Raw genomic sequence first — 25,871 nt, 5'->3', positions numbered from 1 at the left:
TCACTCCTAGTGGTACGGAATCCGCAGCTCGAAAAAGCTGGGCGTAGTTTATAGGCCACCCCAAAAGGACGCAACCACGTCCCTGCGTGGGGTTCAGCGCATGTTCATGCCACCGTTCACCTGCAACGTCTCACCGGTAATGTAGCCTGCTGCATCACTGGTCAGGAAGCCGACTGCCGCAGCAATCTCTTCCGGCTGGCCAAGGCGCGCCAGCGGGATGTTGCCGAGCAACGCTTCGTGCTGCGCTTCCGGCAATGCTTCAGTCATGTCAGTGGCAATGAAGCCCGGCGCCACTGAGTTGACGGTAATATTGCGTGACGCGACTTCGCGCGCCAGCGAGCGGGCAAAGCCTTCCATGCCTGCCTTGGCGGCAGCATAGTTGACCTGACCGAGGTTGCCCATGGTCGCGACCACGGACGAGATGTTGACGATGCGGCCGAAGCGCGCCTTGGTCATGCCGCGCAGGCAGCTCTTGCTGACACGGAAGACCGACTTGAGATTGGTGTCGAGCACCGCGTCCCAATCGTCTTCCTTCAAACGCATCAACAGGTTGTCACGCGTGATGCCGGCATTGTTGACCAGAATGGTCGGGGCGCCGAAGCGCTCGCCGATTTCCTTGAGCACGGCGTCGACGCTGGCCTGATCGGTGACGTTGAGCAGCATGCCCGCGCCTTCGATACCGTGCGCCTCGAGGTCAGCGCCGATGGCCGCTGCCCCTTTCTCGCTGGTGGCAGTACCGATCACGATACGGCCCTGACGGCCGAGTTCACGGGAGATGGCTTGGCCGATGCCACGACTGGCACCGGTCACCAGTGCGATTCTGCGTTCGCTCGTCATCTTGAGTCCTGAGTTGGCTGATCCAAGTCACATGGCCGGCCAGATGGGCCAGCCACGAGCTTACTGATTCTGTTCGGCAGCGGTCTCGCGGGCAAGTTCCAGCGCCGCTTCCAGGCTATCCGGATCATTCACGGCCAGGCCACGTGCCTGACGCTGAATGCGCTTGCCAAGGCCGGTCAACACCTTGCCCGGGCCGCATTCGATGAAGCTGCGCGCGCCACTATCGAACATGGCATTGACGCAATCGGTCCAGCGCACCGGCTGATAGAGCTGCTCGATCAGACGCTGACGCAGTGTCTCGACATCGTCATGCGCCTTGGCATCGACATTCTGGATGACGGTATAGCGCGGCGCACGGAAATCGATGGCATTCATCGCCTCGGCCAGCTTGTCGGCCGCCGGGCGCATCAGATCACAATGCGACGGTACCGACACCGGCAGCGGCATGGCGCGCTTGGCACCCGCTTCCTGACATGCCGCGATGGCACGCTCGACGGCAGCGGTGCCACCGGCGATGACGACCTGTCCCGGCGCATTGTAGTTGACTGCCGCGACCACTTCACCCTGTGCCGCACTGGCACAGGCGGCTTCGACCTGGGCATTCTCGAGACCGAGAATGGCTGCCATCGCGCCCTGGCCCTGCGGCACGGCAGTCTGCATGGCTTCGCCGCGCAGATTGACCAGCTTGACGCCCTCGGCGAAACCGATCACGCCAGCGCAGACCATGGCGCTGTATTCACCCAGGGAGTGACCGGCCATGCGCGCCGGGCGCGGGCCTTCCAGCTCCTGCCAGACGCGCCAGATGGCGACACTGGCGGTCAGAAGCGCCGGCTGGGTCAGCTCGGTACGATTGAGCTCCTCCGCCGGGCCTTCCTGTGTCAGGTGCCAGAGATCGCGCCCCAGCGCGTCAGAGGCTTCCTCGAAGGTAGTGCGGACCACGCTATAGCGCTCCGCCAGCTCCCGCAGCATGCCGACCTGCTGGGAGCCCTGTCCCGGGAAGATGAGGGCCAGGGAATCTGTCATTGCTGTCACCATTTCCATCTGTTCAGGTGGGACTGACACGGGTCAAGAAACCCGATTTCCACTGGCTCGCAAGCGAGACGACCACTGTCGTGTCTCACGCTTCTGCCAGGGGAAAGCCTGCTTCCTGTCATTTACGTCATGCTGCTGTCCTGCGGGGGCTTCCTGTAGGAGCTGCCTGCCCCTGATTCCCGTCCGCCTTCACCGCCCGGCCGCGAAGCGCTGGCATTGTCGCACCGTGTGCGCCGAAGCTCGACCCCAACAGGAACAAATCAGACCAATTTACTCATTCAGCGTGAGTATGTGCCTTCCAGGGCCTGCGCCAGGCGCGAGGGCAACTGCTCGCGAGCCTCGCTGGCCGCGCGCGTGACGGCAAAGGCAAAGCCTTCCGCCGCCGCGCCGCCGTGGCTCTTCACCACCACGCTTGCCAGGCCCAGCAGGCTAGCGCCGTTGTAGCGCACCGGATCCAGTTCACGCGAGAGTCGTGTCAGCGCCGGGCGCGCCAGCCAGGCCATCAAACGCGTGCGCCAGCTGGCCGCCAGGGTCGCCCCCAGCTGCGCCGACAGCATCTGCGCAAGCCCTTCACTGCTCTTGAGCACGACATTGCCGACGAAGCCGTCACAGACCACCACATCTACCTTGCCGGAGAAGAGGTCGCCGCCCTCGACAAAGCCAAGGTAGTCGAAATCCGACTCGCTGCCAGCCAACAGGGCGTGCGCTTCCTGCACCTGTGCAGTCCCCTTGACCGACTCGACCCCCACGTTGAGCAGCCCCACTCGTGGACGCTCGACCGCGTCGATGAGGCGACTGCGCATCGCGCCCATACGGGCGAACGCCAGCAGATGGTGCGGTGCGACATCGACGTTGGCGCCGAGATCCAGCAGGCTGCAGGCGCGCGCGCCGCGCGTGGGCACCGCGGCACAGATGGCAGGTCGCTCCACCCCTTTCACTCTTCCCACTTCGCGCATGCCCAGCGCCATCAAGGCGCCGGTATTGCCGGCACTGACACAGGCATCCGCCTGACCCTTCGCCACCAGGCCCAGGGCCTGAGACATGCTGCTGGGCTCGCGGCTGCGCAGGACGCGGGACGGGCGAGCATCAGACGCGACAATGCCGTCGACAGCGAGTGTCTGAAGGCGATCACGAACACGAGAGAGTGAAGCAGGGAGGGAGTCTAACTCGGCATCCAGTAGATGCTGCGGGCCGACCAGGATGGCGCTGAGTTGCGAGTCTCGCAACAGCGCACTGGCCGTGCCCCGTAACGTAGCGCGGGGACCGAAGTCCCCGCCCATCGTATCGATGGCGATACGCACGGCGTTACGCCGCGCGCTGCATCAATGCCTTATGCATCAACGACTTTGCGGCCACGGTAGAAACCGTCGGCAGAGACGTGGTGACGCAGGTGAACTGTACCGGTTTCCTTGTCCTGGGACAGGGTCGGTGCAGTCAGGGCATCGTGGCTACGACGCATGCCACGCTTGGAACGAGTTTTGCGGTTCTGCTGAACTGCCATGGGAATTACTCCAATCTTGTCGACAAATTGAGTTCAGTGCTTGTCCTTCAGGGTGCGAAGCACACTGAATGGATTCACAGCGGGTGCGTCCGAGGCCTCGGGTTCCACACCGCTGGCCAGCTGGTCGCGAGAGACGGCACAATCGGCCTCCTCGTGGTAGACCACCTGCGGCAGGACCAGGAGCACTTCATCCTCGATCACTGTCAGGAGATCCAGCTGTTCGTTTTCCACCACTACCGGCTCGTACTCACCGGGCAGCTGCGCCGCCAGCGCATCGCTGGTCACCAGACCCAACAGGAACTCGCTGGAAAGCGGCTCCGGCTCGGTGGGTCCCAGACAACGCTGACATAGCAGACTTGCCTCGAAGGCGATGGAGCCTTCGATGAAGCTGCGACGTTGAGTGTCGATGTCAAAGGTCATGGAGACGCTGACGCCCCCTTCCTGAGCACCGATGGCCTCAACAACACGGGGCATGTTCGCCAGTGGAATCACGCCTTCAAGGCGTTTACCCGCTGACGCCAGCCGGTAGGGCTCGACCTTGGTCGGCAGTCTTGTGGTCAACATAGGCGCGCCATAATAGGGATTCCCCCTCCCGGTGTCAAAATGCATGAGCAACTTGTTGCTTTTGCCAGCCCCCTCACCATCACGCTTTCACGTCGATATGCGACAACTGACACTGGGCTACACGTCCAGCGCGCGATTGTACGCGCCTGACGCTTCAATGCCGAGAGGATTTACGGCATCCTGCAGCCCTTGTTTTTCAAATACTTGCCGCGCGCCGCCCAGCCAATGCCCGCAACGCGCCCCGACGGGAGAGCCATGATGACTCCACTGGTCCTGGCGTCCAGCTCACGCTGGCGTCGTGAACTGCTTGAACGCCTCGGGCTGCCCTTCACCTGGACAGCCCCCAGTATCGATGAGACGCCGCGGCGCGCAGAAAGTGCCGAGACACTGGTCCATCGTCTGGCACTCGGCAAGGCCAACGTCGTGGCGGATGCCTACTCCCACCACCTGATCATCGGCAGCGATCAGGTCGCCGTCTTCGAGGGCGAGATACTGGGCAAGCCGGCGGATCTGTCAGCCGCACGCGCCCAGCTGGCGCGCTTCTCCGGGCGTCGCGTGCGCTTCGTGACCGGCCTGGCGCTGATCGACACCCAATCCGCGCGTCACTGGGTCTGCCATGAAGACTACGAGGTCGTCTTCCGCTCCCTGACCAGCGCCGAGATCGAACGCTACGTCGAGCGTGAACGCCCCCTCGACAGCGCCGGCAGCTTCCGCATGGAAGGACTGGGCATCACGCTCTTCGAGCGTCTCGAGGGGCGTGATCCCAACAGCCTGATCGGCCTGCCGCTGATTCGCCTGTGCGAACTGCTGCGCGAGGCAGGCGTCGACCCTCTGCTGGATGCGCCGTGATTCTGAGAGACACCTTAACCCTGAGAGGCACCGCGCCCCCGAGAGACACCGCAGCCCTGAGCGACGAGGGCTGCGGCCCTGGCTCGCCTACCAGGGCAGGCGGTAGCTGACCGGCGACACCGTCGTCTCGAGCCCCATCGCACTGACCATCACACCGGCGAAGCGCCGCGTGAAGCGCTCGAAGGGGTCCTGACGCGGCGTGTAATCGTGCAGCTCCGCCTCTGGCGTCAGCTCCGCTGCCAGCTCTTCCAGCGTGCCGGTACGATCGACCAGCCCCAGCCCCCGCGCCTGCTCGCCGGTCCAGATCAGCCCCGAGAACAGCTCGGGATCGTCCTTGAGGCGCTCACCGCGCCCGGCCTTGACCGCCGCGATGAACTGCTGGTGCGTCGTGGCCAGCACGCTCTGCCAGAAGGCACGCTGGTCCGGCGAGATTTCCGAGAACGGATCAAGAAACGCCTTGTTGTCTCCCGCCGTGAACACGCGACGCTCGATATCCAGCTTTTCCATCGGCCCCTTGAGCCCGAAGCTTGAGGAAATCACGCCGATGGAGCCCACCAGGCTCGAGGGTGCCGCGATGATCTCGCCGGCGCCGGCCGCCATGTAATAGGCACCACTGGCGCCCAGGTCTTCAATCACCGCGATCACCGGCTTGTCGCCCCGCTCGCGCAGCCGCATCAGCTCGTCATAGACGCGCTGGGACTGCACCGGGCTGCCACCGGGCGAGTTGATGTCGAGCACCACCGCCACGGAGACCGGTGACTCCCAGGCCGCGCGCAGCCCCTTGATGATGCGCTCGGCATTGGCTTCGCCATCCGCTTCGATCACGCCCTTCACGCGCACCACGCCCAGATGCTGCTCGCCGGGCAGCGCCGCTGGCTGGCTGCCGAGCGTGAACAGAGTCACCGAGGTCGCGATCGAGGCGATGAACAGCAACGCGAACAGGAAGCGGAAGAACAGCTTCCAGCGCCGCGAACGACGCTGCTCGGTGACCACGCCCTGCACCCAGCGGTCCATCATCTCGAGCTGCGCGGTACGCTCGCGCGCCTGCCAGTCCACCTCTCGCTCGGAGGCGTCAGCCGCGCCCTGTCCACTCATGCCCTGCTCACTCATGCCCTGCCCGCTCAAGCCCGCTTCGCTCTCGTCCTTGCCACCCGCGCCTTCACGCCAGGGATCATGCGGCCTGTCACTCATCGATTGCTGCTCCTGTGCTGGGCGATCGCGGCCGTTACCTGGCCACGTACAGCCAATCCATCAATTCATCGAAATGCGAGACGATACGCTGCGGCGCACAGGCCTCAAGGCGCGGCACACTGTGTACGCCGTAGTCGACACCGACACTGTGCATGCCCAGGGCACGCGCCATTTCCAGATCATATTCGGTATCGCCGACCATCAGCGCCTCATGCGCCTCAACGTTCAGCTCGGCCAGCAACTCCTCGAGCATGCGAGGGTGCGGCTTGGACAGCGTCAGGTCCGCGGTGCGCGAGGCATGGAACCAGTCACCGCAATCATGGGCCGTGAACATGCGGTCCAGCCCGCGGCGGCTCTTGCCCGTCGCGACGGCCAGCAGCTGCTCGGGATGGCGACGCAGACGCTGGATGCCGGCCTCGACACCGGGGAAGAAGTCCAGCGGCGTGGTATCGACCGCCACGAAATGCGCCTTGTAGGCCGCGACCAGCGCCTCGCACTGCTCGGCCGTCGCCCCCGGGAACAGGCGCTCCATGGCTTCGGGCAGCCCGAGCCCGATGATGTCGCGCGCCGCATGGGCAGGCAGCTCGCCCATGCCCGTCGCCAGTGAGGCCGCCTGCAGGCAGTCGACGATACGCGCCTCGGAATCCATCAGGGTGCCATCCCAGTCGAAGATGACCAGGCGATAGCGCGGCTGCGGCAGTCCTGCGGTGAGATCAGTCATGACGAGCTCCCAGCTCTCTGGCAGTGGCGAGAACGCGCTTCATCCGCTTGTCCAGCGGTGCGCGCACGGTGACGGTTCGCCCGTCGATCGGATCAGGAAAGCTGAGCTGGGCGGCATGCAGGAACAGGCGCTCCAGCCCGACCTTCTTCGCCAGGGCATTGCCGCGCTCGGTGCCGTACTTGGTATCGCCGAGCAGCGGGTGGCCGGCATGCACCGAATGCACGCGAATCTGGTGGGTACGCCCGGTGATCGGCTCGGCCTCGACCAGCGTCATGCTCGGATAGGCCTCACGCACCGCGTAGCGGGTGCTGGCCGTCTTGCCGGCCTCATCGACACGCACCCGACGCTCACCATTGCCACCGTCATAGCGCTCCAGCGGCGCATTGACATAATCGCGGCGTGAATCCCAGCGCCCCTCGACCAGCGCCAGATACAGCTTGGTCATCTTGTGGGCCTTGAGGTCGGCATTGAGCTGCAACAGCGCAGCCCGCGACTTGGCCAGCAGAATGCAGCCGGAGGTATCACGGTCCAGGCGGTGCACCAGCTCCAGGAACGGCAGGTCGGCGCGGATCTGGCGCATGGCCTCGATCAGACCGATCTTGACGCCACTGCCACCGTGCACGGCAAGCCCCGAGGGCTTGTTGATGACCATGAAGTCATCCGTCTCGCGCACGATGCAGCCCGCCAGCACCTCGCGCAGATTGTCACTGACCTCCTGCACGGCGGCTTCCGGCGAGAGGCGCAGCGGCGGCACCCGCACCAGATCACCCGCCTGCAGGCGGTAATCGACCTTGATGCGCTTCTTGTTCACGCGCACTTCACCCTTGCGCACGATGCGATAGATCAACGCCTTGGGTGCGCCCTTGAGGCGGGTACGCAGAAAGTTGTCGATGCGCTGCCCGGCCAATTCCGGGGCAACCTCGATCCACTGGACTGATTGGCCTTCGGCCATGTCGCACTCCTTTCCGGCCCCGCCTTCGCGCGGCCTGCTCATCTTGTTGCCGTGCGCCTGGGCGCACTCAGACCGGTCATTCTACGGTGTCATGCGACCAATGGGGAATCATCGTGCCATATGCCGCTCTCATCCGCGGCTCGCCGGGCCTCGTATCTCGGGCGATGTAGCGAAGCGTTTGATCTGGCAGCTGAATTGCTGGTACATACCTTTACTGGTATATTCGAGCGCAGTGAGATGGGCCTTCTCTATATGCCCAATCATCGTCTCCGCAGCCCTGTCACAGCGGCCGGAAAAACGGCGCACCCGGCACTTCAACAAGGTGCTTCACGCCGGCGGAGAGGGTCAGATGGCCCGCAATGAAGCAACGCGCACCGACATCAGCACCGTGCAGGTCACGCAAGCACCCTGTTGTCATCTACCCTGTCGGTAGCGTGCTGTCCCGCGCATCGCACCTGTCAATCACAGGCAGCGAAGGCCGCCCCAAGGACAGTCATTCGCGGCCAGTGGCCAGACCAACAGCTGACGCAAAACATCGATGTCGCTCAGGTCTCACAGGACCTGATGACGATATCAGCGGGCGCGGAACGCATGACGCCGCGCGCCGCAGCGCAATCGCCCTTCGAGCCTTCGTTGCAGACTCCACGAGATGATGTCGCGGGAGCCCGAAAGCCGCCTGCGCAGGCAAGACAGCAAGACGCCCAGTCATTCATGGGCCAACGACACAAGACCGCTCGGGCATGAAGCCCGGGTAATCATTCGATATCCGTGCCGAAGGCCGGCGTCGATGAATCGGCAAATGCCAGGTGTTAGGGAAGAGACCGCAGGGCCGGAGGAGTACAAATCCCCGCAACACGTCCTGCCTCTTCCAAGTACTCAACATGATCATGCCGCATGTGGCCCGTCCACGGACTTGCCTGCATGCGAAAAACGCATTCCACGACATGCGCTGAGCACAACACGAAGCGGAAAACGGTTCCTCGTCGCCGACGCACAATGCGGCTGCCCTTCGGCACGCCCAGTCTAGCGAGACGACATGAAACGGATGCTCATCAACGCGACCCAGCCGGAAGAGCTGCGCGTCGCACTGGTCGACGGACAACGCCTTTACGATCTCGACATCGAGTCCGGCGCCCGCGAACAGAAGAAAGCCAATATCTACCGCGGCAAGATCACCCGCATCGAGCCCAGCCTCGAAGCCTGCTTCGTCGACTTCGGCGCCGAACGCCACGGCTTCCTGCCGCTCAAGGAAATCTCCCGCGAGTACTTCTCCAAGGACCCCGGCCAGGGCCGTCCCAACATTCGTGAAGTGCTCAAGGAAGGCCAGGAAGTCATCGTCCAGGTCGACAAGGAAGAACGTGGCAACAAGGGCGCCGCCCTGACCACCTTCATCAGTCTGGCCGGCCGCTTCCTCGTGCTGATGCCCAACAACCCGCGTGCCGGTGGCATCTCCCGCCGTATCGAGGGCGAAGAGCGCGCTCAGCTGAAGGAAGCGATGAACAGCCTGACCCTGCCGGACAAGATGGGCGTCATCGTGCGCACCGCTGGCATCGGCAAGAGCGCCGAAGAGCTGCAGTGGGACCTCGACTATCTCGCCCAGGTGTGGGACGCGGTGACCAAGGCCGCTTCCAGCCGCCCTGCCCCCTTCCTGATCTACCGTGAATCCAACGTCATCATCCGTGCCATGCGCGACTACCTGCGCAATGACATCGGTGAGGTGCTGATCGACTCTCCGGAAGTCCAGGAAGAAGCGCTTTCCTTCGTACGTCAGGTGATGCCGAGCTACCAGCAGAAGATCAAGCTCTACGAAGACGACGTGCCGCTGTTCTCGCGCTTCCAGATCGAATCCCAGATCGAGACCGCCTACCAGCGTGAAGTGAAGCTGCCCTCCGGTGGCGCCATCGTCATCGACCACACCGAAGCCCTCGTCTCCATCGATATCAACTCCGCTCGCGCCACCCGCGGCAGTGATATCGAGGAAACCGCGCTGCAGACCAACCTGGAGGCCTCCGACGAGATCGCCCGCCAGCTGCGTCTGCGCGACATCGGCGGCCTGGTGGTGATCGATTTCATCGACATGACGCCGGCACGCAACCAGCGTGAGGTCGAGAATCGTGTGCGCGACGCGCTCAAGATTGACCGCGCTCGCGTCCAGATCGGTCGCATCTCACGCTTCGGCCTGATGGAAATGTCGCGTCAGCGTCTGCGCCCCTCACTGGGCGAGACCAGCGGCGTGGTCTGCCCGCGTTGTGACGGCCAGGGCACCATCCGTGACGTGCGCTCCATGGCGCTCTCCATCATGCGTCTGATCGAAGAAGAGGCCATGAAGGAGCGCAGCTCGCAGATCCGCGCCATCCTGCCGGTGCCGGTCGCGACCTACCTGCTCAACGAGAAACGCGCCACGCTGTTCGACATCGAACGTCGTCAGGGCGTGAATGTCGTGCTGCTGCCGAACCCGGAACTCGACACGCCGCACTACGAAGTCGTGCGTCTGCGTGATGACCACGTCGATGAAGACGGTGCCGACAAGTCCAGCTTCGAGCTGTCCGTCGAGACCGAAGTCGGCAAGGAACCGGATCCGAACTTCGACAAGCCGCCGGCGCGCACTGAAGCAGCCGTCAAGAGCGTGTCCCACACCACGCCTGCCCCGGTTGCCGCACCGGAAGCGCCTGCCGCAGCGCCCGCCGCAGTGGCCGAGACCGCTGACAGCAGCAATGACAGCGATAGCCGCAACGGCAACGGCAAGAACAACGGCAATCGTCGTCGCAACGGCAACGGCAGCAGCAACGGTCGCAACCGCCAGGAGTCGCGCAACGAGTCTCGTAATGACACTCGCAGCGAAGGCCGCAACGACAGCCGTCAGAGCTCGCGCAATGACAACCGTCAGGGCAACCGTTCGAGCCAGGGCAATGACACCCGCGCTCAGGCCAGCAAGCAGGAAGTCGTGGCGCAGCCTTCAGCCCAGACTCCCGCCAGGACTGCCGCTCCGGCCGCCGGTGGCGGCCTGCTGTCGCGCTTGGCCCGAGGCTTCAGCCGCCTGCTGGGCAATGACAGCGACACCGCCGTGCCGGCCAAGTCCAGCGAAGCCCGCAAGGCACTGGAAAAGGCCCGCGAGCGTCGCGAGACCGTCAGTGAAGCCAGCGCTCCGGCAGCGGCTCGCAACGACTCCCGCAATGGCCGCAACGCTGAACGTAGCAACGACCGCAACAACGACCGCAGCAACGACGGCCGTGGCAATGAGCGTGATGACAACCGCAAGGACTCCCGTCGTCGCAATGACAACGCGTCACGCAACAACGATGGCGAGTCACGCAACAGCGGCAACGATTCCCGTGGCAACGACGCTGACAGCAGCAGCCAGAACGATGGCCGCAGCAACAACAAGCGCCGTCAGCGCAACGACCGTGGCAACCGTCGCAAGTCCAACGAGTCGCGTCAGGACAGCCAGCAGGAAATCGTCACCAACGACAGCAAGCCGCAGGCCGAACCGGAGCAGACGCCGCAGGCTGACAACAGCCCGAAAGCCGAAGCCAGGAGCAGCGACAGCCAGAACGCCAAGGCCGACAACGCCAGCAAGCGCGATTCCGGCAAGCGCAGCGACAAGCCGGCCCGTGGTGAAAAGCCGGCCAAGACTGACAAGGCCGAGCAGGTCGACAGCAAGCAGGCACGCGAGTCCATCAAGGCGGCCGAACAGGCCGAGCAGGTGGAACAGCAGGTCAGCAGCGAAGACCAGCAGACCCGCAACAACCCGCGTGTGCGCAGCCGTCAGCATGCTCTGAACCCGCAGGCGGTCGAAGAGCAGAAGTCGCTCAAGGCCATGACGCTGGCAGGCCCGCAGGCCGCCGCTGCTCCGGCAGCCGCCGCTGCGGTGCCGGCCATTGCCGAGGAAGGTGCCGAAGCCATCAGCGCCACCACCGCTACCCCGCAAGGCGACGACAGCGCTCCGCAGGCTGAAACCAGTGCTCCGCAGGGTGAAAACAGCACCGCGGCACAGGACGCGCCGGCCAGCGCCAAGCAGTCTGCCAGCGCAGACCTCACGGCTGCCGTTGCACCGGAAGTCAGCGAGCCGAGCAACGAGGCGCTGAAAGAGACGGTAGCGCCTGAGTCAGCGGCATCCGATGCGCAAGCGTCTGAGTCTGAGCCAGCGACAGCGGAAGTGCCCGAGCCGGTCGTCGAAGTACCTGTCGAAGCACCAGTCGAAGAGGCGTCCGAAGCGCCTGTCACCGACGCTCACCAGGCGCAGAAGACTGAGCAACACGCCGCCCAGCGCACTGAGCAGCATGCCGTCCAGCAGCCAAGCGTGCACCAGCCGCAGGCCAGCGCAGCTGACGACGCCGTCGACACGCCGGCCGTCACCGCGGCAGAAGTCGCGCCGGAAGCCGCGGCCGATGAGCAGTCGCTGAAGGAAAGCGTGACCAGCGAAGCCGCTGTGTCTGAAGCGCCAGCCGTCGCCGAGCAAGGCGTCCAGGCACCGGCCGCCGAAGCGCAAGCTGCCGAGCAGACCGAAGCTCAGGCACCTGTCGCTGAAGCAGAGGAAGCGATCGCCGCTGAAGCCGACACTGCCAGCCAGCCTGCGCAGCCTGTGGCGGAAGAACCTGCCGTGGAAGAACCTGCCGTGGAAGCAGCCGCCGCTGAACAGCCTGTACAGGAGGCCGCGCACGAAGAGACTCCTCAGCAGACTGAGACCAGCGAGTCGAAGGTGACGCAAAGCGCTAGCGCTACTGAAGTGGCCAGCACAGAGATTGAGCCTGCCGTCAGCACTGAGCGCACCGCAGATACTGTCGCTGAAGCTACGGAAGGCTCTCAATCAGCTGAAGGCTCTCAATCAGCTGAAGGCTCTCAATCAGCTGAAGGCTCTGATTCTGCTGACGGCTCTGATGCTACTGCTGAAGGTGCCGAAAGCGCCGTCAACGTCAGCGCCAGCGTCGAGAATGCGCCGGCCGAGGCAGCGTTCGCGACTGCCGAACGTCACGACAATGTCGCCGTGGCGCAAGCCGTGAGCGACGACTCCCATACAGGGGAAGTCGCTGACAGCGAGCACAAGCAGGCACCGAGCGAGCAAGGCGAGATGACAGCGGCAGAAGGCGTGCAGCAGGACAGCACGCAGCCAGCCACCGAGACCCGCCGTCGCCGTGGCGAACGCGCCTACAACGATCCGCGCGAAGTGCGTCGTCGTGAGCGTGAAGCTGCCGAGCGTGCTGCTGCACAACAGGCCAGCGCAGAGACTCAGGACACGACCGCTCAGGATGACAGCAACACGTCTCACTGAGTCCTGAGGCTGGCGCCCTGCCCCTGCCGTCACTCTGACGCCCATTTCAGCCACAAGCGCTGAAGGGGGCGCCAGAAAGGCAGCAAGACAGGGTCTAGCCAGGGTCTATGCCAAGGTCTGCCAGCCGCTCCCGTTGAGCAGCAAGTCAGATGAAAACAAGAACGCCCCGCAGGCAAGCCTGCGGGGCGTTCTTGTTTTCAGTGCATGCTATTTTCAGCGCTTGGTGTGCGTGCCTTCACTTCAGCGCAGGTCTCGTGTGCACGACTCTGGGCCTCAGCCCTCGGGCCTCACCCTTCAGGCATCATCCCCAGCTCCCGCGGCTCCTGCTCGAGCCAGACCCCGAAGCGGGTGTGGACTGCCTCACGCACCTCCTGCGCCAGTGCCAGCAGCTCCGTGACGGCGCCCTCGCCGAAGTGCACCAGCACCAGCGCCTGCTGAGCATGCACGCCGACATGGCCTCTGCGCGCGCCCTTGAGACCACATTGGTCGATCAGCCAGCCTGCTGCCAGCTTGATGCTGCCATCGGCCTGCGGGTAATGCGGCAAGCTCGGGAAGCGGGTCAGCAGCGCCTGGGCCTCAGCCTGGGGAAGCTGTGGATTCTTGAAGAAACTGCCGGCATTGCCCAGTTGTGCGGGGTCGGGCAACTTCTCACTGCGCGTGGCAATCACCGCCTGGGCGACCTGCAACGGCGTCACCTCCTCCCCTTGCGGCAACGCCGCACTGACGCGCTGGGCGAGATCACCATAACCGAGCCGGGGCGACGCCTGGCGCGACACCTGCAACTCCAGGCGCGTGATCAGCACACGATGCTCAAGCGCGCCCTTGAAGATGCTGTCGCGATAGCCGAAACCGCATTCCTCGCGATTCATCCAGCGGCAGCTGCCATCTTCCAGCGACATGACCTCCAGGCGCAGCAGATGGTCTGCCAGCTCGACGCCATAGGCGCCGATATTCTGGATAGGCGCCGCACCGCAGCATCCGGGAATCAAGGCCAAGTTCTCGTAGCCCCACCAGCCGGCGGCGGCCAGCTCCATCACCAGGGCATGCCAGCGCTTGCCGGCTTCGACGCAGACCGTGGCTGTCAGGCCGTCTTCTGCCGGCGTGATGGTGACCTCGTCAAAGGCCGGACGCATGACATGGGCATCCAGCCACGGCAGCAATACCAGATTGCTGCCGCCGCCGATCACCACCAGACGCTCTCCAGCCTGCCGGGAGGCCAGCACCTGTGCCCTGGCCGCCTCGACGGTGTGTGGCTCGCTCAGGGCGCGGGCGCGCGCCGAGAAGCCCAGCGTATTGCAGCCATCCAGCGCCACCCCCTCACGTTGCGAGGTGTCGCCAGCGTTCTGATCAGTGGATACCGGAGTCATGAGCGTGCCCGCGCCGTGGTCGCCGCAGGCAGTGCCGCAATGAGTGCCTCACAGGCCACATCGATCAGATCCAGCACACGCTCGAAGGCATCGGGGCCTCCGGTGTAGGGGTCCGGCACCTCACGACTTCCCGCTGCCAGCGCGGGCAGCGGGATCGGCAGCAGGTCCAGCAGGCGACCGATCAGCGCCTGATCGCCACTGTTGCTGCGTGCAGCCAAGGCACGGGTATCGGCAAGATTGGCGTCGTCCATCACCAGAATCAGATCGAAGTCGTGAAAGTCCTGCTCGCACAACTGACGGGCACGCAGCGTGCTGATGTCGTGTCCGCGCTTGGCCGCATGGGCGATGGCCCGCGAGTCAGGCTGACCGCCGACATGCCAGTCACTGGTGCCGCAACTGTCCACCGTGATGACCTGATCCAGACCATGGCGCGTCAAAGCCGCACGCAACACACCTTCGGCACTCGGTGAGCGGCAGATATTGCCCAGGCACACCATCAGGATGCGCTCCAATGGCGCCTGACGCTGGGCCAGTTGCTCAAGAAGCTCGCTCATCAGGCCTCTCCGCTCTCGCTGCCTGCCGCTGCTTGCGCCAGCCAGTCGCGCACGCGCTCGAGATCCTCCGGCGTATCGACACCGGCCGGATGCGCCGTGCAGGCAATGGCCACCTGGATGGCATGACCATGATGCAGCGCGCGCAGCTGTTCGAGCTGTTCGAGCTGCTCCAGCGGGGCCGGCAGCCAGTCGACGTAATCGGTCAGGAAGCTGGCACGGTAGGCGTAGAGACCGATATGGCGCAGCCAGGAATCGGTGGCCAGCATGTCCGGCGGCGTGGTGAAGTGCTCGCGGTCCCACGGGATAGGCGCGCGCGAGAAGTACAGGGCACGCCCACGCAGGTCACGCACCACCTTGACCACATTGGGATTGAACAGGCTGTCGACGCTGGCGATCGACTCCGCCAGGGTGGCGATCGAGGCGCCCTCGTCTTCCTCGAGACGCACCGCCACCTGATCGATCAGCGCCGCCGGCAGCAGCGGCTCGTCGCCCTGGACGTTGACCACCAGGGTCTCGGGGGCCAGCGCCAGCAGCGTGACCACCTCGGCAAGGCGGTCTGTCCCGCTGGGGTGATCGGCACGCGTCATCACCACCTCGGCCCCGAAGCCTTCACAGGCCTCACGGATGCGCTCGTCATCGGTGGCGATCACGACCCGACTGGCCTGACTGGCACAGGCATTGCGCCAGACGTGCTCGATCATCGGCTGGCCATGAATGTCCGCCAGGGGCTTGCCCGGCAGGCGTGAGGAGTTGAAGCGCGCCGGAATCACGACCACGAAGCCGGACTCGCCCTCTGAACGGCTGTCGTCTGCCTGCCCCTGCTGCAGAAGGTCACTCATCAGCCGCGGCTCCCCTTGAGCTTCTCGTCGGCATCCATCTGGCGCGCTTCTTCTTCCAGCATGACGGGAATGCCGTCGCGTACCGGATAGGCGAGGCCATCGTAGAAGCACTTGAGCTCGGCATTCGCCGCATCATAGGTCAGCTTGGCCTGACACAGCGGGCAAACCAGTAGCGCGAGCAGTTCCTTGTCCATCGAGACATCTCCGGAATAACAGCAGAAAAGAAAGAAAATTCAGCGATCAAGCACTCAGAGCGCCTCAAGGCGTTTGGCGAGCCAGTCTACCAGCGCCTGGTCCGGACGCGCCTCGACATCCAGCGCCCAGCAGCGCTCATTGGCGAAGCTGCGACACTTGACGGCGTCCTTGGCGGTCATCACCACGGGCAGATTGTCGGAAAAGCGCAGATCCGTCGGCGTGAAGCGATGGTGGTCCGCCAGCGGACGCGGCAGATGCTCGACTCCGAGGTTGGTCAGGGTGCGGAAGAAGCGCTGCGGATTGCCGATACCGGCCAACGCATGCACCTGACCACTGAACGGCAGCTGGTGGGCAGGATAGCGCACGTCGTCGATCAGGTGGCGCCAGTGGACCGGCGTCAGCTTCATGCAATGCGATTCCACCGGCAGGCGCGAGCAGTCGATGACACCGTTGGAGATCACCGCATCGACACTGGCGAGGCGCGACAACGGCTCGCGCAGCGGCCCGGCGGGCAGGCAACGCTGATTGCCGAAGGCACGCTCACCGTCCACGACCACCAGCTCGATATCGCGCCCCAGCGCATGATGCTGCAGACCGTCATCGGAGAGCAGAATGTCGCAGCCGGCGGCAATCAGGCGCCGCGCCGCGCTTGGGCGATCCGGATCGACCGCCACCGGCAGGCCCGTCTGCTGAGCCAGCATCACCGGCTCATCGCCGGCATGCTGAGGATCGGTATCGGCCTGCACGTAGAGGGGATAGCGCGGCGAATGCCCACCGTAGCCGCGCGAGATGATGCCCGGGCGCCAGCCCTGCTCGCTCAACCAGCGCCCCAGCCAGGCGACCAGCGGCGACTTGCCGGTACCACCGACGGTGATGTTGCCGATCACGATCACCGGCACCGGCGCCTTCCAGACCTCACGCTTGCCGGTGAGATAGGCATTGCGCTTGCGCGCCACCACATTCTTGTAGACATGTTCCAGCGGGCGCAGCAGATGAAGCCAGCCGGCGCCGCGATACCAGGCGTCTACCAGTCGTTCACTCATGCGTCTGCCGTCTCCCGGAACTGGATGCGATGCAGCGCGGCATAAGCACCTTCCTGAGCAATCAATGATTCGTGGGTGCCGTCTTCGATGATCTCGCCATCATCCATCACCAGGATGCGGTCCGCCTTCTCGATGGTGGACAGACGGTGGGCGATCACGAAGGTCGTACGGCCCTGACACACTTCCTCCAGCGCGCGCTGGATATAGCGTTCGGATTCGGTATCCAGCGCCGAGGTGGCCTCATCCAGCACCAGGATCGGCGAGTCCTTGTAGATGGCACGCGCGATGGCGATACGCTGGCGCTGACCACCGGAGAGCATCACGCCATTGTCGCCGACGATGGTGTCGTAGCCTTCGCTCATGCGCTCGATGAATTCGTGGGCATAGGCCGCGCGCGCCGCCTCTTCCACCCGTGCCTTGTCGACCTCACCGGTGCCGTAGGCGATGTTGGCGGTCAGGTCGGCATTGAACAGGGTGACATTCTGCGAGACCAGCGCGATCTGCTGACGCATCGGGCGCAGCTTGTAGTCCTCGATGGCGACATCATCGATCAGGATGCGGCCGGTGGTCGGCGCGTAGAAGCGCGGCAGCAGGCTCATCAATGTCGACTTGCCCGACCCCGAACGCCCGACGATGGCGACCATCTGCCCCGGCTTCACCTCCAGATCGATGCCCTTGAGCACCTCCGGCTGATGGTCTGCATAGCGGAAGTGGACATTGTCGAAGCGCACACGGCCCTCGAGGCGACCCTCAGGCACCAGGGTGCCGTTGTCCGGCTCTGCCGGCGTATCCAGCAGGCCGAACAGTTCTTCCGAGGCCGCCATGCCCTTCTGGATCTCGCCGTTGACTTCGGTCAACTGGCGCACCGGCTTGGCCATCATCGAGGCGGCGGTGATGAAGCCGACGAACTCACCGGCGCTCATGCCGGCCATCAGTTCCGGCGCCATCGCCAGCCATACCAGCGTGGCCAGCGCCACGGCGATCAACAGCTGGATGACCGGCGTGGCGGTGGCCTTGGTCAGCGCTTCCTTCATCTTCTGCTCGCGGTTGTACTCACTGACCGCCGCGAAGCGTGCCTTCTCGTAATCCTCGGCACCGTGGGTACGCACGACACGATGGCCGGACAGCGCCTCGGAGGCCACGTGGGTCACCTCGCCCATCGAGCCCTGGATACGCTTGGAGAGCTTGCGGAAGCGCTTGCTGGCATAGCTGACCACCCAGCCGATCAGCGGCGTGACGGCGATGAACACCAGCGTCAGCTTCCAGTTGGTCCAGAACAGATAGCCCAGCAGGCCGAGCACGAAGAAGCCTTCGCGCAGGATGATGGTCAGCGCCTTGGTGGCCGCGCCGGTGATCTGCTCGACATGGTAGGTGACGCGCGTGATGAGATGGCCGGTGGAGTTCTCGTCGAAATAGCGCCCCGGCAAGTGCAGCATGTGGTTGAACACCGTGGTGCGCAGGGTGTGGACCACGTTGCGCGCCACATCACTCATGCAGTAGGTGCCCAGGAAGGTGCCGACGCCGCGCACGGCGAACATGCCGATCACGAACAGCGGCAGGAACAGTCTGAACTGGGCGTCAGGATTCTGAATGCCGTCGATCAGGCGCTTCATCATCTCGGCCAGCGCCGTACTCGAGGCACCGTAGATGATGTAGCCGACGACGGCGGCCAGAAACATCTTCCAGTACGGGCGAACATAGCCGAGCAAGCGGCGGTAATGAATCCAGGTGGAGTCGCGACTCACGGGGTCTCCATAGACTTGGGCGGCGCCCTCATGGGGCATCCGGTGATGATGATTCCGTCCCGATACGCGTACTGATGCGCACACGGGTGATACCCACTTCAGCGGCGGCGTCCAGCGCCGTGACCACCTTGGCGTGGGGCGTGCGGCCATCGGCTTCGAGGATCAACCCGAAGCGATCTGCCTGGTCCTTGTACTGCGCAAGCTGCGCTCCCAGTTCATCCTCGCCGAGGCTTGCCTCGCCGAGCGTAAAATCACCTGCCGCCCCGATGCTCAGGATCAAGGGCGCCTGCTCTACCGCGCTGGCCTGACTGGACTGCGGCAGGATGAGGTCCAGCGCTCGACGGCTATCGAAGGTCGTCGAGACCATGAAGAAGATCAGCAGCAGAAACACCACGTCGATCAGCGGGGTGAGATTGACCTCCACCGACTCACGCTGGCGACGCGGAAACCTCATGACGGCCTCCCGGCACCTGCCCCCTTGCCATCATCGCCACCATAGGGGTCATCGGCGTCACGACGCATGTAGGCCGGCAGGTCTTCCGGCAGGCGCTCATGGGGCTCCGGCACCTGGCCGGGGCGCTGGCCCGGGCGACGGTCGATGCCGTCATGGCTCTCGGCCAGCCCGAGCTCGCCCTGATGGTGCGAGATATATTCCACCACCTGCCCTGCCTGCTCCTCCATGTTGACGGTGATGTCCTCGACACAGCGCTGGAAATAGCGATGGAACATCAGTGCCGGAATCGCCACCGTCAAGCCGGACGCCGTCGTCACCAGCGCCTGGGAAATCCCGCCGGCCAGCTCCTGGGCTCGCTCGGCGCTGCCCGCATCGACGATCACGGCGAAGACGTCGATCATGCCGACCACCGTGCCCAGCAGCCCCAAAAGCGGCGTGATGGCGGCGATGGTGCCCAGCGGACTCAGGAAGCGCTCCATGTCATGGATGACGGCCACGGCCGATTCCTGCATGCGCGCGCGTACCTGCTCATTGCCCAGGCGCGCATTGCGCAGCCCCGCCGCCAGCACGTTGCCCAGCGGCGAATGACTCTCCAGCCAGTAGACATTGACCTGTCCCTGGCTGATCAGTTCACACACCTGCTGTCCCAGACCCTTCGGCGCGATGCGTCGACGACGCAGCGTCCACAGGCGCTCGAGGATGATGGCCAGTGCCACGACGGAACATCCGAGGATGGGGAGCATCAAGACTCCCCCTGCGTATAAGGCTTCCAGCATGTGACCTCTCCCTTGGTCTCGATGCCTCTGCGGGCACCATTGTTGTCGTGTCAGATGTCACGCGCCATCCCTGTCGCGCAGGCCGTATGAATCCGCCATGCATCTGATCATTCAGCGGATTTTACCCCAAGGCACCTCACTCCGATACCGCCAGCCCTGCGCGCTGGTTGCAGCCGCTCCCCCTGCGGCGACCACTCCCAGTGCAAGGCACCATCCAGCCCGACATGCCAGAGACACTCGACATGACGCGCCAGACGCTCCACCACGTCCGGATGCGGATGACCATGCGGATTGTAGCGACCGGCGCTGACAATCGCGTGACGCGCCGCCAGGCTCTCGAGCCAGGCATCACCACTGCTGGAGCGGCTGCCGTGATGTGCGACCACCAGCAACGGCAAGCCGCGCCCGGCCAGGCGCTGGCGCAGCGTCGCCTGCAACTCGCGCTCCTGCTGCTGGCCGATATCGCCGGCCAGCAACGCCAGCGGGCGCGCGCCATGTGCTATCAAGACCACACAGGAGTGCGCGTTGTCACGTCGGGTCTTCAACCCTGCTGGCGGCCACAGCATCTCAAGGCGCACGGGGTGGCCCTGCAGCTCACCGAGGGTGATGCTGCGCCCGGCGACACACTCCCGCATCGCCACCTCATCGAGCCAGCTTACCTGATGCTCCAGCCGCGCCCGCTGCCCGGCCGGCACCCACAGGGCGGCGATCTCCTCGGCAGACAGCGCCTGCAGTCCACCGGCGTGATCGCCATCCCCGTGACTCATGATCACGCCGATAGGCTCTCCCGCCACGGGCATTGCTCCCGGCAAGCGGGCGCTGGCATTGCGCGACGCCGCCCCCAGGTCGTAACGCCAGTGCCTCGGCACCTGCCGTGACGCGCCTGTCGAGTCACTCGCGCTCGACGCCAGATGACTGTGCAGCGACAGCGCCAGCCCCTGCCCGACATCGTGCACCGTCAGACTGAGCGCGGGCGCCCGGGGCGAGAACGAGGCGGCCTCCGTCGCGCGCGTGCCGGCGTCCCGTCCGACGGTGGCCAGCGCCGCCGGTGACCACGGCAAGGCCAGCGCCGCCAGTGACAGCCCCCAGCAGAGTGCCACGCTGCCACACAGACGCTTCAGACGGCCATCGAGGCCCGGCACCCCCTCCGCCAGCCAGGCACCCAGCAGGGCCATCAGCGCGAGCGTCAGGATCAAGGCCGAGGGAGTGGCGTCCGACAGCCCCGCCGCCATTGGCGACTGCGGCCAGCGCCCCTGCGTCGACGCAAGCGAAGACAAGGAATCCATCGTCTGCGCCATGCCCTGTGCCAGCAGCTGCCATAGACCGCCACTGAACACACCGTCAGCGAGCATGCCCGTGAGCCGTGACGGGACGAGCCCCGTGGACAGCAACAGCTGCTCGAGTCCCGCCAGCCCCCAGCCCAGCATGCCAAGCGGCACGATCAATAACGTCACCAAGGGAGCCATCACCAGATTCATCGGCAGCGACAGCCAGGACAGCTGGCCGCGCGAAAGCAGCAGGGCCGCACCCATGACCAGTGTCAGCAACCACTGGCTGCGCAACGTGGCCAGACACCAGCCGCGCATTCCTCGCGGACGCGAGCGGCCCTGCCAGGCCAGCAGCAACACCGCCACGGCGATGAATGATAGCCAGGTACCCGGGCGCCACAGCGCCAGCGGGTCCAGCCCCAGCACCAGAATCAGCGCCAGCATCCAGACCTGCCAGACACCCAGGCCGCTGCGGCCACTCGCCATCCAAAGCCCGACCGTCACCATCAAGGCGGCGCGCAATGCCGGCGGCGCCAGGCCTGCCAGCAAGGCGAAACTCCAGGCCGCCAGACAGGCAAGCCACCAGGGCGCGACGCTGAATCGCCATCCGCCCGGTCGCCAGAGACGCAGCACGCCGAAACTCAGCCCCAGCACCAGGCTTGCCATCAATCCGACATGCAGCCCCGACACCACCGCCAGATGCGTCAGCCCGGTGGCGTTCAGCGTGTCCCAGTCGTCATGGGTCAGTGCCGAGACCTTGCCCAGCGTCAATGCCGCCAGCCAGCGACAGGGCGAACCCGGCCAATCGACCAGTGCCTCGCCTCCACCTTTATCCTCGCCCTCGCCCTCGCCACAGCGCTGCCACAGAGCCTGCTCGGCATGAAGACGCAGTGCTGCCAGCCCGCCGGGTGGCGCCAAGCGCTGCGCAAGGGACAGTTGGCGCACGTAACCCGTGGCGACGATACCTTCACGCCATAGCCAGGCGACACGGTCAAACTCCGCGGGGCTCGCTGAGCGCCCGAAGGCAGGGTTGCTGACACCATGAGGCGGTACCAGACGCACGACCATGCGCCAACGCTCACCGGCCTGCCAGGGAGTCGCCAGCGCCTCGCGTGTCGCAACATCGCGGGGCAGCTTGCGCGGCCAGTAACGCCGAAGCTGGACCCGCTGATCCAGCAGCCGCTGACAGGCGGCCTGACGCCCGGCATCCGCGCCGGGGACCTCCGTCGGCTGGAAGAGATCACAGCGCGAGACACGCAGCACCAGGCGCACCGAGTCATCAGGCGTCGGCAGTGCGCGGTTGACCTGCTCGACCCGGCCTTCCAGCCACAGCTCCTGGCGCGTCAACGCCTCCGCCATCACGAGCGGCTGCTGATGAAGGCCGATCACCAGCCCGACCCCCAGCGCTGTCGAGAGCCGCAGACTCAAGGCCCCGAGCCGAAAGCGGCGTGACTCAGCGTCGGGAGCAGAGTGCGGGAAAGCACGAGAGGGATTGGCGGCCAAGACCCCTGCCACCATCAGCCAGCAGAGCAGCAAGGCGGCCAGCAGCAGGTTGTCGCTCAGCGTCATGAAGGCGGCCCAGCCATGCGCCCCACTCTCTTGCGCGCCGAGCCCTGCCGATGAGCGTGACTGCCAATCCGCGCCCCACTCGCCCTGGCGTGACAGCCAGATTCCCGCCACCAGTCCCGCCAGCAGCTGGGCCAGCGAGGCCGGTGACAGCCAGAATCGAGCGGGATGGGACGATTTATTCACGGTGGCGCCTGACATGTTGCTGGCCTCTTGCAAGGTCACCCATGGCGCAGCCCGTCAGGCATGGCGCGGGCTTTGCTGTACTCAGTGCCGAATCGAGACACGCGGGTTGCAGATCACGAACCGGACAACTGCGCAGTCAGCATGGCAGTCCTGTAGCCATGTATGGATAATGGCCGGCGTTGAATGCCAAATGGCCAAGTCATGCCTCGTCGTCTACTCAAGCGGCTCATGCCGGAACCGGATGCCCTCAAGCGCAAGAAGTCGCTGCGCTTCATGCATCACCTGATCGCCGATCCCGCACTGTGGGCGTTGTCGCGACGCACTGTGGCCAATGCCTGCATGGTGGGGCTGTTCTGTGCGCTGCTGCCGATTCCCTTCCAGATGGTGGTGGCCGCCTTCGGTGCCTGGGCACTGCGCTGCAACCTCGCGCTGTCGGTGGGCCTGGTGTGGGTGACCAACCCGCTGACCATGCCGGTGGTCTACTACGCCACTTACCGCGTAGGTGCCTGGATGCTGGACACGCCCGCACGCGTGATGCCGGACCAGGTCTCCGCGGCCTGGTTCGCCAACCAGCTGGAAGACATCCTGCCCGCTCTGGCGCTGGGTTCGCTGGTCAGCGCCGTCGTCCTCGCGCTGCTGGCCAACATGCTGGTCCGCCTCTTGTGGCGCTATCAGGTGGTGCGCAACTGGCGCAGCCGCCGCAAGGCGCGCCTGGCCGCCAGACGTTGCAGCAAGGAGCAGTCGTCACGCCAGACCGCTGAGCAGGACACCGACAAGCTCTGAACGCTGCCGACAGACACGCATGAAAAACGCCCCGCCATCTCTCGATGGCGGGGCGTTTGGCTTTCAGGCATGGCGTGAATCAGTCAGCGGCTCGACTCAGTCCTCGTGCAGCTTGCCACCGTCCAGACGCAGCACACGGTGCTGGTGCGCGGCCAGACCGTTGTCGTGGGTCACGATGATGAAGGCTGCCTGCGCTTCGCGCGCGATGTCATCCATCAGCTCGAGAATGCGCGCCGCCGTGGTCTGATCCAGGTTGCCGGTCGGCTCATCCATCAGCACCAGGCTCGGGTCGGTCACCAGCGCACGCGCGATGGCGACGCGCTGACGCTCGCCCCCGGACAGCTCGCCCGGCTTGTGATCGGCGCGCGGCGCCATGCCGACCCGCTCCAGCAGCTTGCGCGCCTTGACGGCAGCCTCGGCGCGCTTGTGGCCACGGATGATCAACGGCATCGCCACGTTCTCTTCGGCACTGAATTCCGCCAGCAGATGGTGGAACTGATACACGAAGCCGATGTGCTGATTGCGGAAGCTGCCCAGTGCCGACTCGCTGAGTTCGGACAGGCGCTGGCCGGCCACCTTCACGATGCCCTGGCTGGGGTGGTCCAGCCCGCCGAGCAGGTTGAGCAGCGTGGTCTTGCCGGAGCCGGAGCTGCCGACGACGGCGACTCGTTCACCGGCATGCACGCGCAGCTCCAGCTCGTCGAGCACCTGCACCTCTTGCGGGCCCTCATCGTAACTGCGACTCAGGCGCTCACAGATCAGCATCGGCTTGCCGTGGGGCTGACCCGGCGCGTGAGTGTCAGAAGCCGGCGTCGGCATGGCGGTGTCTCCAGCAGCAGAACGGATGGATGCATCAGACGGTGTCGACGGATTACTCATAGCGCAGCACCTCCGCCGGCTGGATGCGCGAGGCGCGCCAGGCCGGATACAGCGTCGACAGGAAGCTCAGCACCAGCGCGGAACCGATGATGATGCCCATGTCGCTCATCTCGAGGCGCGACGGCAGATAGCTGATGAAGTAGACGTTGGGGTCCAGGAACTGGATACCGAAGGTCGACTGCACCCAGGCGATGATGTCGGAGACACTCAGCGCCAGCGCCACACCGGCGATGGCGCCGATGATGATGCCCATCACGCCGATGGTCAGCCCCTGCACGATGAAGATGCCCATGATGGAACCGGGCCTGGCCCCGAGGGTACGCAGGATGGCGATGTCGGCGTGCTTGTCCGTCACCATCATCACCAGCGTCGAGACGATGTTGAAGGCCGCGACGGCGACGATCACCATCAGCAGCAGGCCGATCATGTTCTTCTCCATCTGGATGGCGGCGAACAGGTTGCCGTGGGTGCGCTTCCAGTCCATGCCGCGATACTGCGGCCCCAGCTGACTGACGATGTCGCGGGTGACCTGATCGGCGCTGAACAGGTCATCGAGCTTCAGGCGCACCCCCTGGACGTCACCTTCCTTAAAGCGCGCCAGCTTGGCCATGTCCGAGATATCAGTGTAGGCAAGGCTGGCATCGACGTCCGCGCCGACCTTGAAGATACCAGTCACCGTGAAGCGCTTGAGGCGCGGGAAGATGCCCCCGGGCGTGATGGAGGCCTCGGGCACCAATAGCGTGACGCGATCCCCCACGCCGACGCCCAGGTTGCGCGCCAGCAGCTCGCCCATCACGATGCCCCAGCTGCCGGGCGTGAGATCCGCCAGGCTGCCCTGCACCATGTGCTCGCTGATGATCGAGACCTGGTCCTCCGCGGACGGATCGATGCCGGTGACCAACGCACCCTTGTTGCGGCCGTTGGTGGTGAACATGCCCTGCTGCTCGATATAGGGCGCCGCACCGACGACATGCGGCTTCTCGCGCAGCTTGCCGGCCAGCGTCTCCCAGTCGGTGACGCTGTCACGCGCCTCGACGCGCACATGCGGCACCATGCCCAGCACGCGGGTGCGCAGCTCGTGGTCGAAGCCGTTCATCACCGACAGCACCAGAATCAGCACGGCGACGCCCAGCGACAGCCCCAGCATCGAGGTCAAGGAAATGAAGGAAATGAAATGGTTACGGCGCTTGGCGCGGGTATAGCGCAGGCCGATCAGAAAGGGTAGGCGATCCAGCAGCATCGAAGTCGATTCCTTGGGTCAGGGTCGCGGGCCATGATACGCATTCCGCAGGCTCGGCGC

The 25,871-nt window shown here is 65.0% G+C and carries 21 protein-coding genes and 1 pseudogene; 3 read left to right on the top strand and 19 right to left on the bottom strand.

Going from position 1 to position 25,871, the window contains the following annotated elements:
* Positions 1-93 precede the first annotated feature (93 nt).
* From fabG to R1T44_RS06050, 5 genes are all read right to left on the bottom strand, one after another.
* Complete coding sequence (gene fabG, locus R1T44_RS06070; protein ID WP_043331893.1) at positions 94-837, bottom strand: 3-oxoacyl-ACP reductase FabG; 744 nt, start codon at positions 835-837, stop codon at positions 94-96.
* A gap of 60 nt (positions 838-897) precedes the next feature.
* Complete coding sequence (gene fabD, locus R1T44_RS06065) at positions 898-1,860, bottom strand: ACP S-malonyltransferase (protein WP_043331894.1); 963 nt, start codon at positions 1,858-1,860, stop codon at positions 898-900.
* A 287-nt stretch (positions 1,861-2,147) separates the two neighbouring features.
* Positions 2,148-3,170, bottom strand: coding sequence for a phosphate acyltransferase PlsX (gene plsX / locus R1T44_RS06060; RefSeq protein WP_082388113.1), 1,023 nt, complete (start codon positions 3,168-3,170; stop codon positions 2,148-2,150).
* A 29-nt stretch (positions 3,171-3,199) separates the two neighbouring features.
* A complete protein-coding gene (gene rpmF, locus R1T44_RS06055) occupies positions 3,200-3,370 on the bottom strand; it encodes a 50S ribosomal protein L32 (RefSeq protein ID WP_065392644.1) in 171 nt (56 codons plus the stop codon).
* 33 nt (positions 3,371-3,403) lie between these two features.
* Positions 3,404-3,934, bottom strand: coding sequence for a YceD family protein (locus tag R1T44_RS06050; protein WP_153635259.1), 531 nt, complete (start codon positions 3,932-3,934; stop codon positions 3,404-3,406).
* 258 nt (positions 3,935-4,192) lie between these two features.
* Here R1T44_RS06050 and R1T44_RS06045 point away from each other — a divergent pair, with 258 nt between their 5' ends.
* Complete coding sequence (locus R1T44_RS06045; RefSeq protein WP_153635258.1) at positions 4,193-4,783, top strand: Maf family protein; 591 nt, start codon at positions 4,193-4,195, stop codon at positions 4,781-4,783.
* Between the two features lie 87 nt (positions 4,784-4,870).
* Here R1T44_RS06045 and R1T44_RS06040 read toward each other — a convergent pair whose 3' ends face one another.
* Genes R1T44_RS06040 through R1T44_RS06030 form a run of 3 tightly spaced genes read right to left on the bottom strand, consistent with a single transcriptional unit; the run spans position 4,871 to position 7,647 of the window.
* On the bottom strand, positions 4,871-5,974 hold the full coding sequence (locus R1T44_RS06040; RefSeq protein WP_153635257.1) for a S49 family peptidase: 1,104 nt from the start codon (positions 5,972-5,974) through the stop codon (positions 4,871-4,873).
* A 34-nt stretch (positions 5,975-6,008) separates the two neighbouring features.
* A complete protein-coding gene (locus R1T44_RS06035) occupies positions 6,009-6,695 on the bottom strand; it encodes an HAD-IA family hydrolase (protein WP_054555006.1) in 687 nt (228 codons plus the stop codon).
* Positions 6,688-7,647, bottom strand: coding sequence for an RluA family pseudouridine synthase (locus R1T44_RS06030; protein WP_054555007.1), 960 nt, complete (start codon positions 7,645-7,647; stop codon positions 6,688-6,690). Before R1T44_RS06030 ends, R1T44_RS06035 begins: the two co-directional genes overlap by 8 nt.
* A 1,036-nt stretch (positions 7,648-8,683) precedes the next feature.
* Between R1T44_RS06030 and rne the strand changes: the two are divergent.
* Positions 8,684-10,534 (top strand): annotated as a pseudogene (rne, locus tag R1T44_RS06025) (ribonuclease E); the annotation flags it as partial.
* A gap of 2,669 nt (positions 10,535-13,203) precedes the next feature.
* Here rne and murB read toward each other — a convergent pair.
* From murB to R1T44_RS05980, 9 genes are all read right to left on the bottom strand, one after another.
* Positions 13,204-14,283: a UDP-N-acetylmuramate dehydrogenase gene (murB, locus tag R1T44_RS06020; RefSeq protein ID WP_153635256.1), complete on the bottom strand. Its 1,080-nt coding sequence runs from the start codon at positions 14,281-14,283 to the stop codon at positions 13,204-13,206.
* Positions 14,280-14,837 (bottom strand): low molecular weight protein-tyrosine-phosphatase, encoded by a 558-nt coding sequence (locus R1T44_RS06015; protein ID WP_153635255.1) that lies wholly within the window; start codon positions 14,835-14,837, stop codon positions 14,280-14,282. Before R1T44_RS06015 ends, murB begins: the two co-directional genes overlap by 4 nt.
* Positions 14,837-15,676: a 3-deoxy-manno-octulosonate cytidylyltransferase gene (kdsB, locus tag R1T44_RS06010; protein ID WP_153635254.1), complete on the bottom strand. Its 840-nt coding sequence runs from the start codon at positions 15,674-15,676 to the stop codon at positions 14,837-14,839. The genes R1T44_RS06015 and kdsB overlap by 1 nt, the downstream gene beginning before the upstream one ends.
* Entirely contained in the window at positions 15,676-15,870 is a 195-nt protein-coding gene (locus tag R1T44_RS06005) for a Trm112 family protein (RefSeq protein WP_043331901.1), read from the bottom strand. The genes kdsB and R1T44_RS06005 overlap by 1 nt, the downstream gene beginning before the upstream one ends.
* Before the next feature lie 54 nt (positions 15,871-15,924).
* The gene (gene lpxK / locus R1T44_RS06000) at positions 15,925-16,914 is read right to left on the bottom strand and encodes a tetraacyldisaccharide 4'-kinase (RefSeq protein WP_054555010.1); all 990 of its coding nucleotides are present in this window, start codon (positions 16,912-16,914) and stop codon (positions 15,925-15,927) included.
* Positions 16,911-18,659 carry a lipid A export permease/ATP-binding protein MsbA gene (gene msbA, locus R1T44_RS05995; protein WP_225347686.1) on the bottom strand — a complete coding sequence of 583 codons (1,749 nt, stop codon included), beginning with the start codon at positions 18,657-18,659 and terminating at the stop codon, positions 16,911-16,913. The genes lpxK and msbA overlap by 4 nt, the downstream gene beginning before the upstream one ends.
* Before the next feature lie 28 nt (positions 18,660-18,687).
* Positions 18,688-19,113 (bottom strand): ExbD/TolR family protein, encoded by a 426-nt coding sequence (locus R1T44_RS05990; protein ID WP_153635253.1) that lies wholly within the window; start codon positions 19,111-19,113, stop codon positions 18,688-18,690.
* The gene (locus tag R1T44_RS05985; protein WP_082388116.1) at positions 19,110-19,889 is read right to left on the bottom strand and encodes a MotA/TolQ/ExbB proton channel family protein; all 780 of its coding nucleotides are present in this window, start codon (positions 19,887-19,889) and stop codon (positions 19,110-19,112) included. The genes R1T44_RS05990 and R1T44_RS05985 overlap by 4 nt, the downstream gene beginning before the upstream one ends.
* A gap of 107 nt (positions 19,890-19,996) precedes the next feature.
* The gene (locus R1T44_RS05980; protein ID WP_172978621.1) at positions 19,997-22,909 is read right to left on the bottom strand and encodes a ComEC/Rec2 family competence protein; all 2,913 of its coding nucleotides are present in this window, start codon (positions 22,907-22,909) and stop codon (positions 19,997-19,999) included.
* A gap of 201 nt (positions 22,910-23,110) precedes the next feature.
* On the opposite strand from R1T44_RS05980, the gene R1T44_RS05975 reads away from it, so the two are divergent.
* Positions 23,111-23,692: a DUF2062 domain-containing protein gene (locus R1T44_RS05975; protein WP_153635251.1), complete on the top strand. Its 582-nt coding sequence runs from the start codon at positions 23,111-23,113 to the stop codon at positions 23,690-23,692.
* A 96-nt stretch (positions 23,693-23,788) separates the two neighbouring features.
* On the opposite strand, the gene R1T44_RS05970 is transcribed toward R1T44_RS05975, so the two are convergent.
* Both R1T44_RS05970 and R1T44_RS05965 read right to left on the bottom strand, forming a co-directional pair.
* On the bottom strand, positions 23,789-24,511 hold the full coding sequence (locus R1T44_RS05970) for an ABC transporter ATP-binding protein (protein WP_153635250.1): 723 nt from the start codon (positions 24,509-24,511) through the stop codon (positions 23,789-23,791).
* 52 nt (positions 24,512-24,563) lie between these two features.
* Positions 24,564-25,808, bottom strand: coding sequence for a lipoprotein-releasing ABC transporter permease subunit (locus R1T44_RS05965; protein WP_043332064.1), 1,245 nt, complete (start codon positions 25,806-25,808; stop codon positions 24,564-24,566).
* Between the last annotated feature and the right edge of the window lie 63 nt (positions 25,809-25,871).

It is taken from the genome of Cobetia amphilecti (assembly GCF_032923285.1).
Taxonomy (GTDB): Bacteria; Pseudomonadota; Gammaproteobacteria; order Pseudomonadales; family Halomonadaceae; genus Cobetia; species Cobetia amphilecti.
The sequence above is the reverse complement of the archived record's forward strand: the minus strand, read 5'-3'. Positions and strand labels throughout refer to the sequence as shown.

What these genes read in the sequence shown, in the direction of transcription:
- kdsB (WP_153635254.1), bottom strand. Translation starts at nt 15,676, where the DNA reads ATGAGTGACCTTCTGCAGCAGGGGCAGGCAGACGACAGCCGTTCAGAG.
- R1T44_RS05975 (WP_153635251.1), top strand. Translation starts at nt 23,111, where the DNA reads ATGCCTCGTCGTCTACTCAAGCGGCTCATGCCGGAACCGGATGCCCTC.
- fabD (WP_043331894.1), bottom strand. Translation starts at nt 1,860, where the DNA reads ATGACAGATTCCCTGGCCCTCATCTTCCCGGGACAGGGCTCCCAGCAG.
- R1T44_RS05970 (WP_153635250.1), bottom strand. Translation starts at nt 24,511, where the DNA reads ATGCCGACGCCGGCTTCTGACACTCACGCGCCGGGTCAGCCCCACGGC.
- R1T44_RS06050 (WP_153635259.1), bottom strand. Translation starts at nt 3,934, where the DNA reads ATGTTGACCACAAGACTGCCGACCAAGGTCGAGCCCTACCGGCTGGCG.
- R1T44_RS06040 (WP_153635257.1), bottom strand. Translation starts at nt 5,974, where the DNA reads ATGAGTGACAGGCCGCATGATCCCTGGCGTGAAGGCGCGGGTGGCAAG.
- R1T44_RS06015 (WP_153635255.1), bottom strand. Translation starts at nt 14,837, where the DNA reads ATGAGCGAGCTTCTTGAGCAACTGGCCCAGCGTCAGGCGCCATTGGAG.
- R1T44_RS06045 (WP_153635258.1), top strand. Translation starts at nt 4,193, where the DNA reads ATGACTCCACTGGTCCTGGCGTCCAGCTCACGCTGGCGTCGTGAACTG.
- R1T44_RS05990 (WP_153635253.1), bottom strand. Translation starts at nt 19,113, where the DNA reads ATGAGGTTTCCGCGTCGCCAGCGTGAGTCGGTGGAGGTCAATCTCACC.
- murB (WP_153635256.1), bottom strand. Translation starts at nt 14,283, where the DNA reads ATGACTCCGGTATCCACTGATCAGAACGCTGGCGACACCTCGCAACGT.
- rpmF (WP_065392644.1), bottom strand. Translation starts at nt 3,370, where the DNA reads ATGGCAGTTCAGCAGAACCGCAAAACTCGTTCCAAGCGTGGCATGCGT.
- R1T44_RS06035 (WP_054555006.1), bottom strand. Translation starts at nt 6,695, where the DNA reads ATGACTGATCTCACCGCAGGACTGCCGCAGCCGCGCTATCGCCTGGTC.
- R1T44_RS06030 (WP_054555007.1), bottom strand. Translation starts at nt 7,647, where the DNA reads ATGGCCGAAGGCCAATCAGTCCAGTGGATCGAGGTTGCCCCGGAATTG.
- fabG (WP_043331893.1), bottom strand. Translation starts at nt 837, where the DNA reads ATGACGAGCGAACGCAGAATCGCACTGGTGACCGGTGCCAGTCGTGGC.
- R1T44_RS06005 (WP_043331901.1), bottom strand. Translation starts at nt 15,870, where the DNA reads ATGGACAAGGAACTGCTCGCGCTACTGGTTTGCCCGCTGTGTCAGGCC.
- lpxK (WP_054555010.1), bottom strand. Translation starts at nt 16,914, where the DNA reads ATGAGTGAACGACTGGTAGACGCCTGGTATCGCGGCGCCGGCTGGCTT.
- R1T44_RS05985 (WP_082388116.1), bottom strand. Translation starts at nt 19,889, where the DNA reads ATGCTGGAAGCCTTATACGCAGGGGGAGTCTTGATGCTCCCCATCCTC.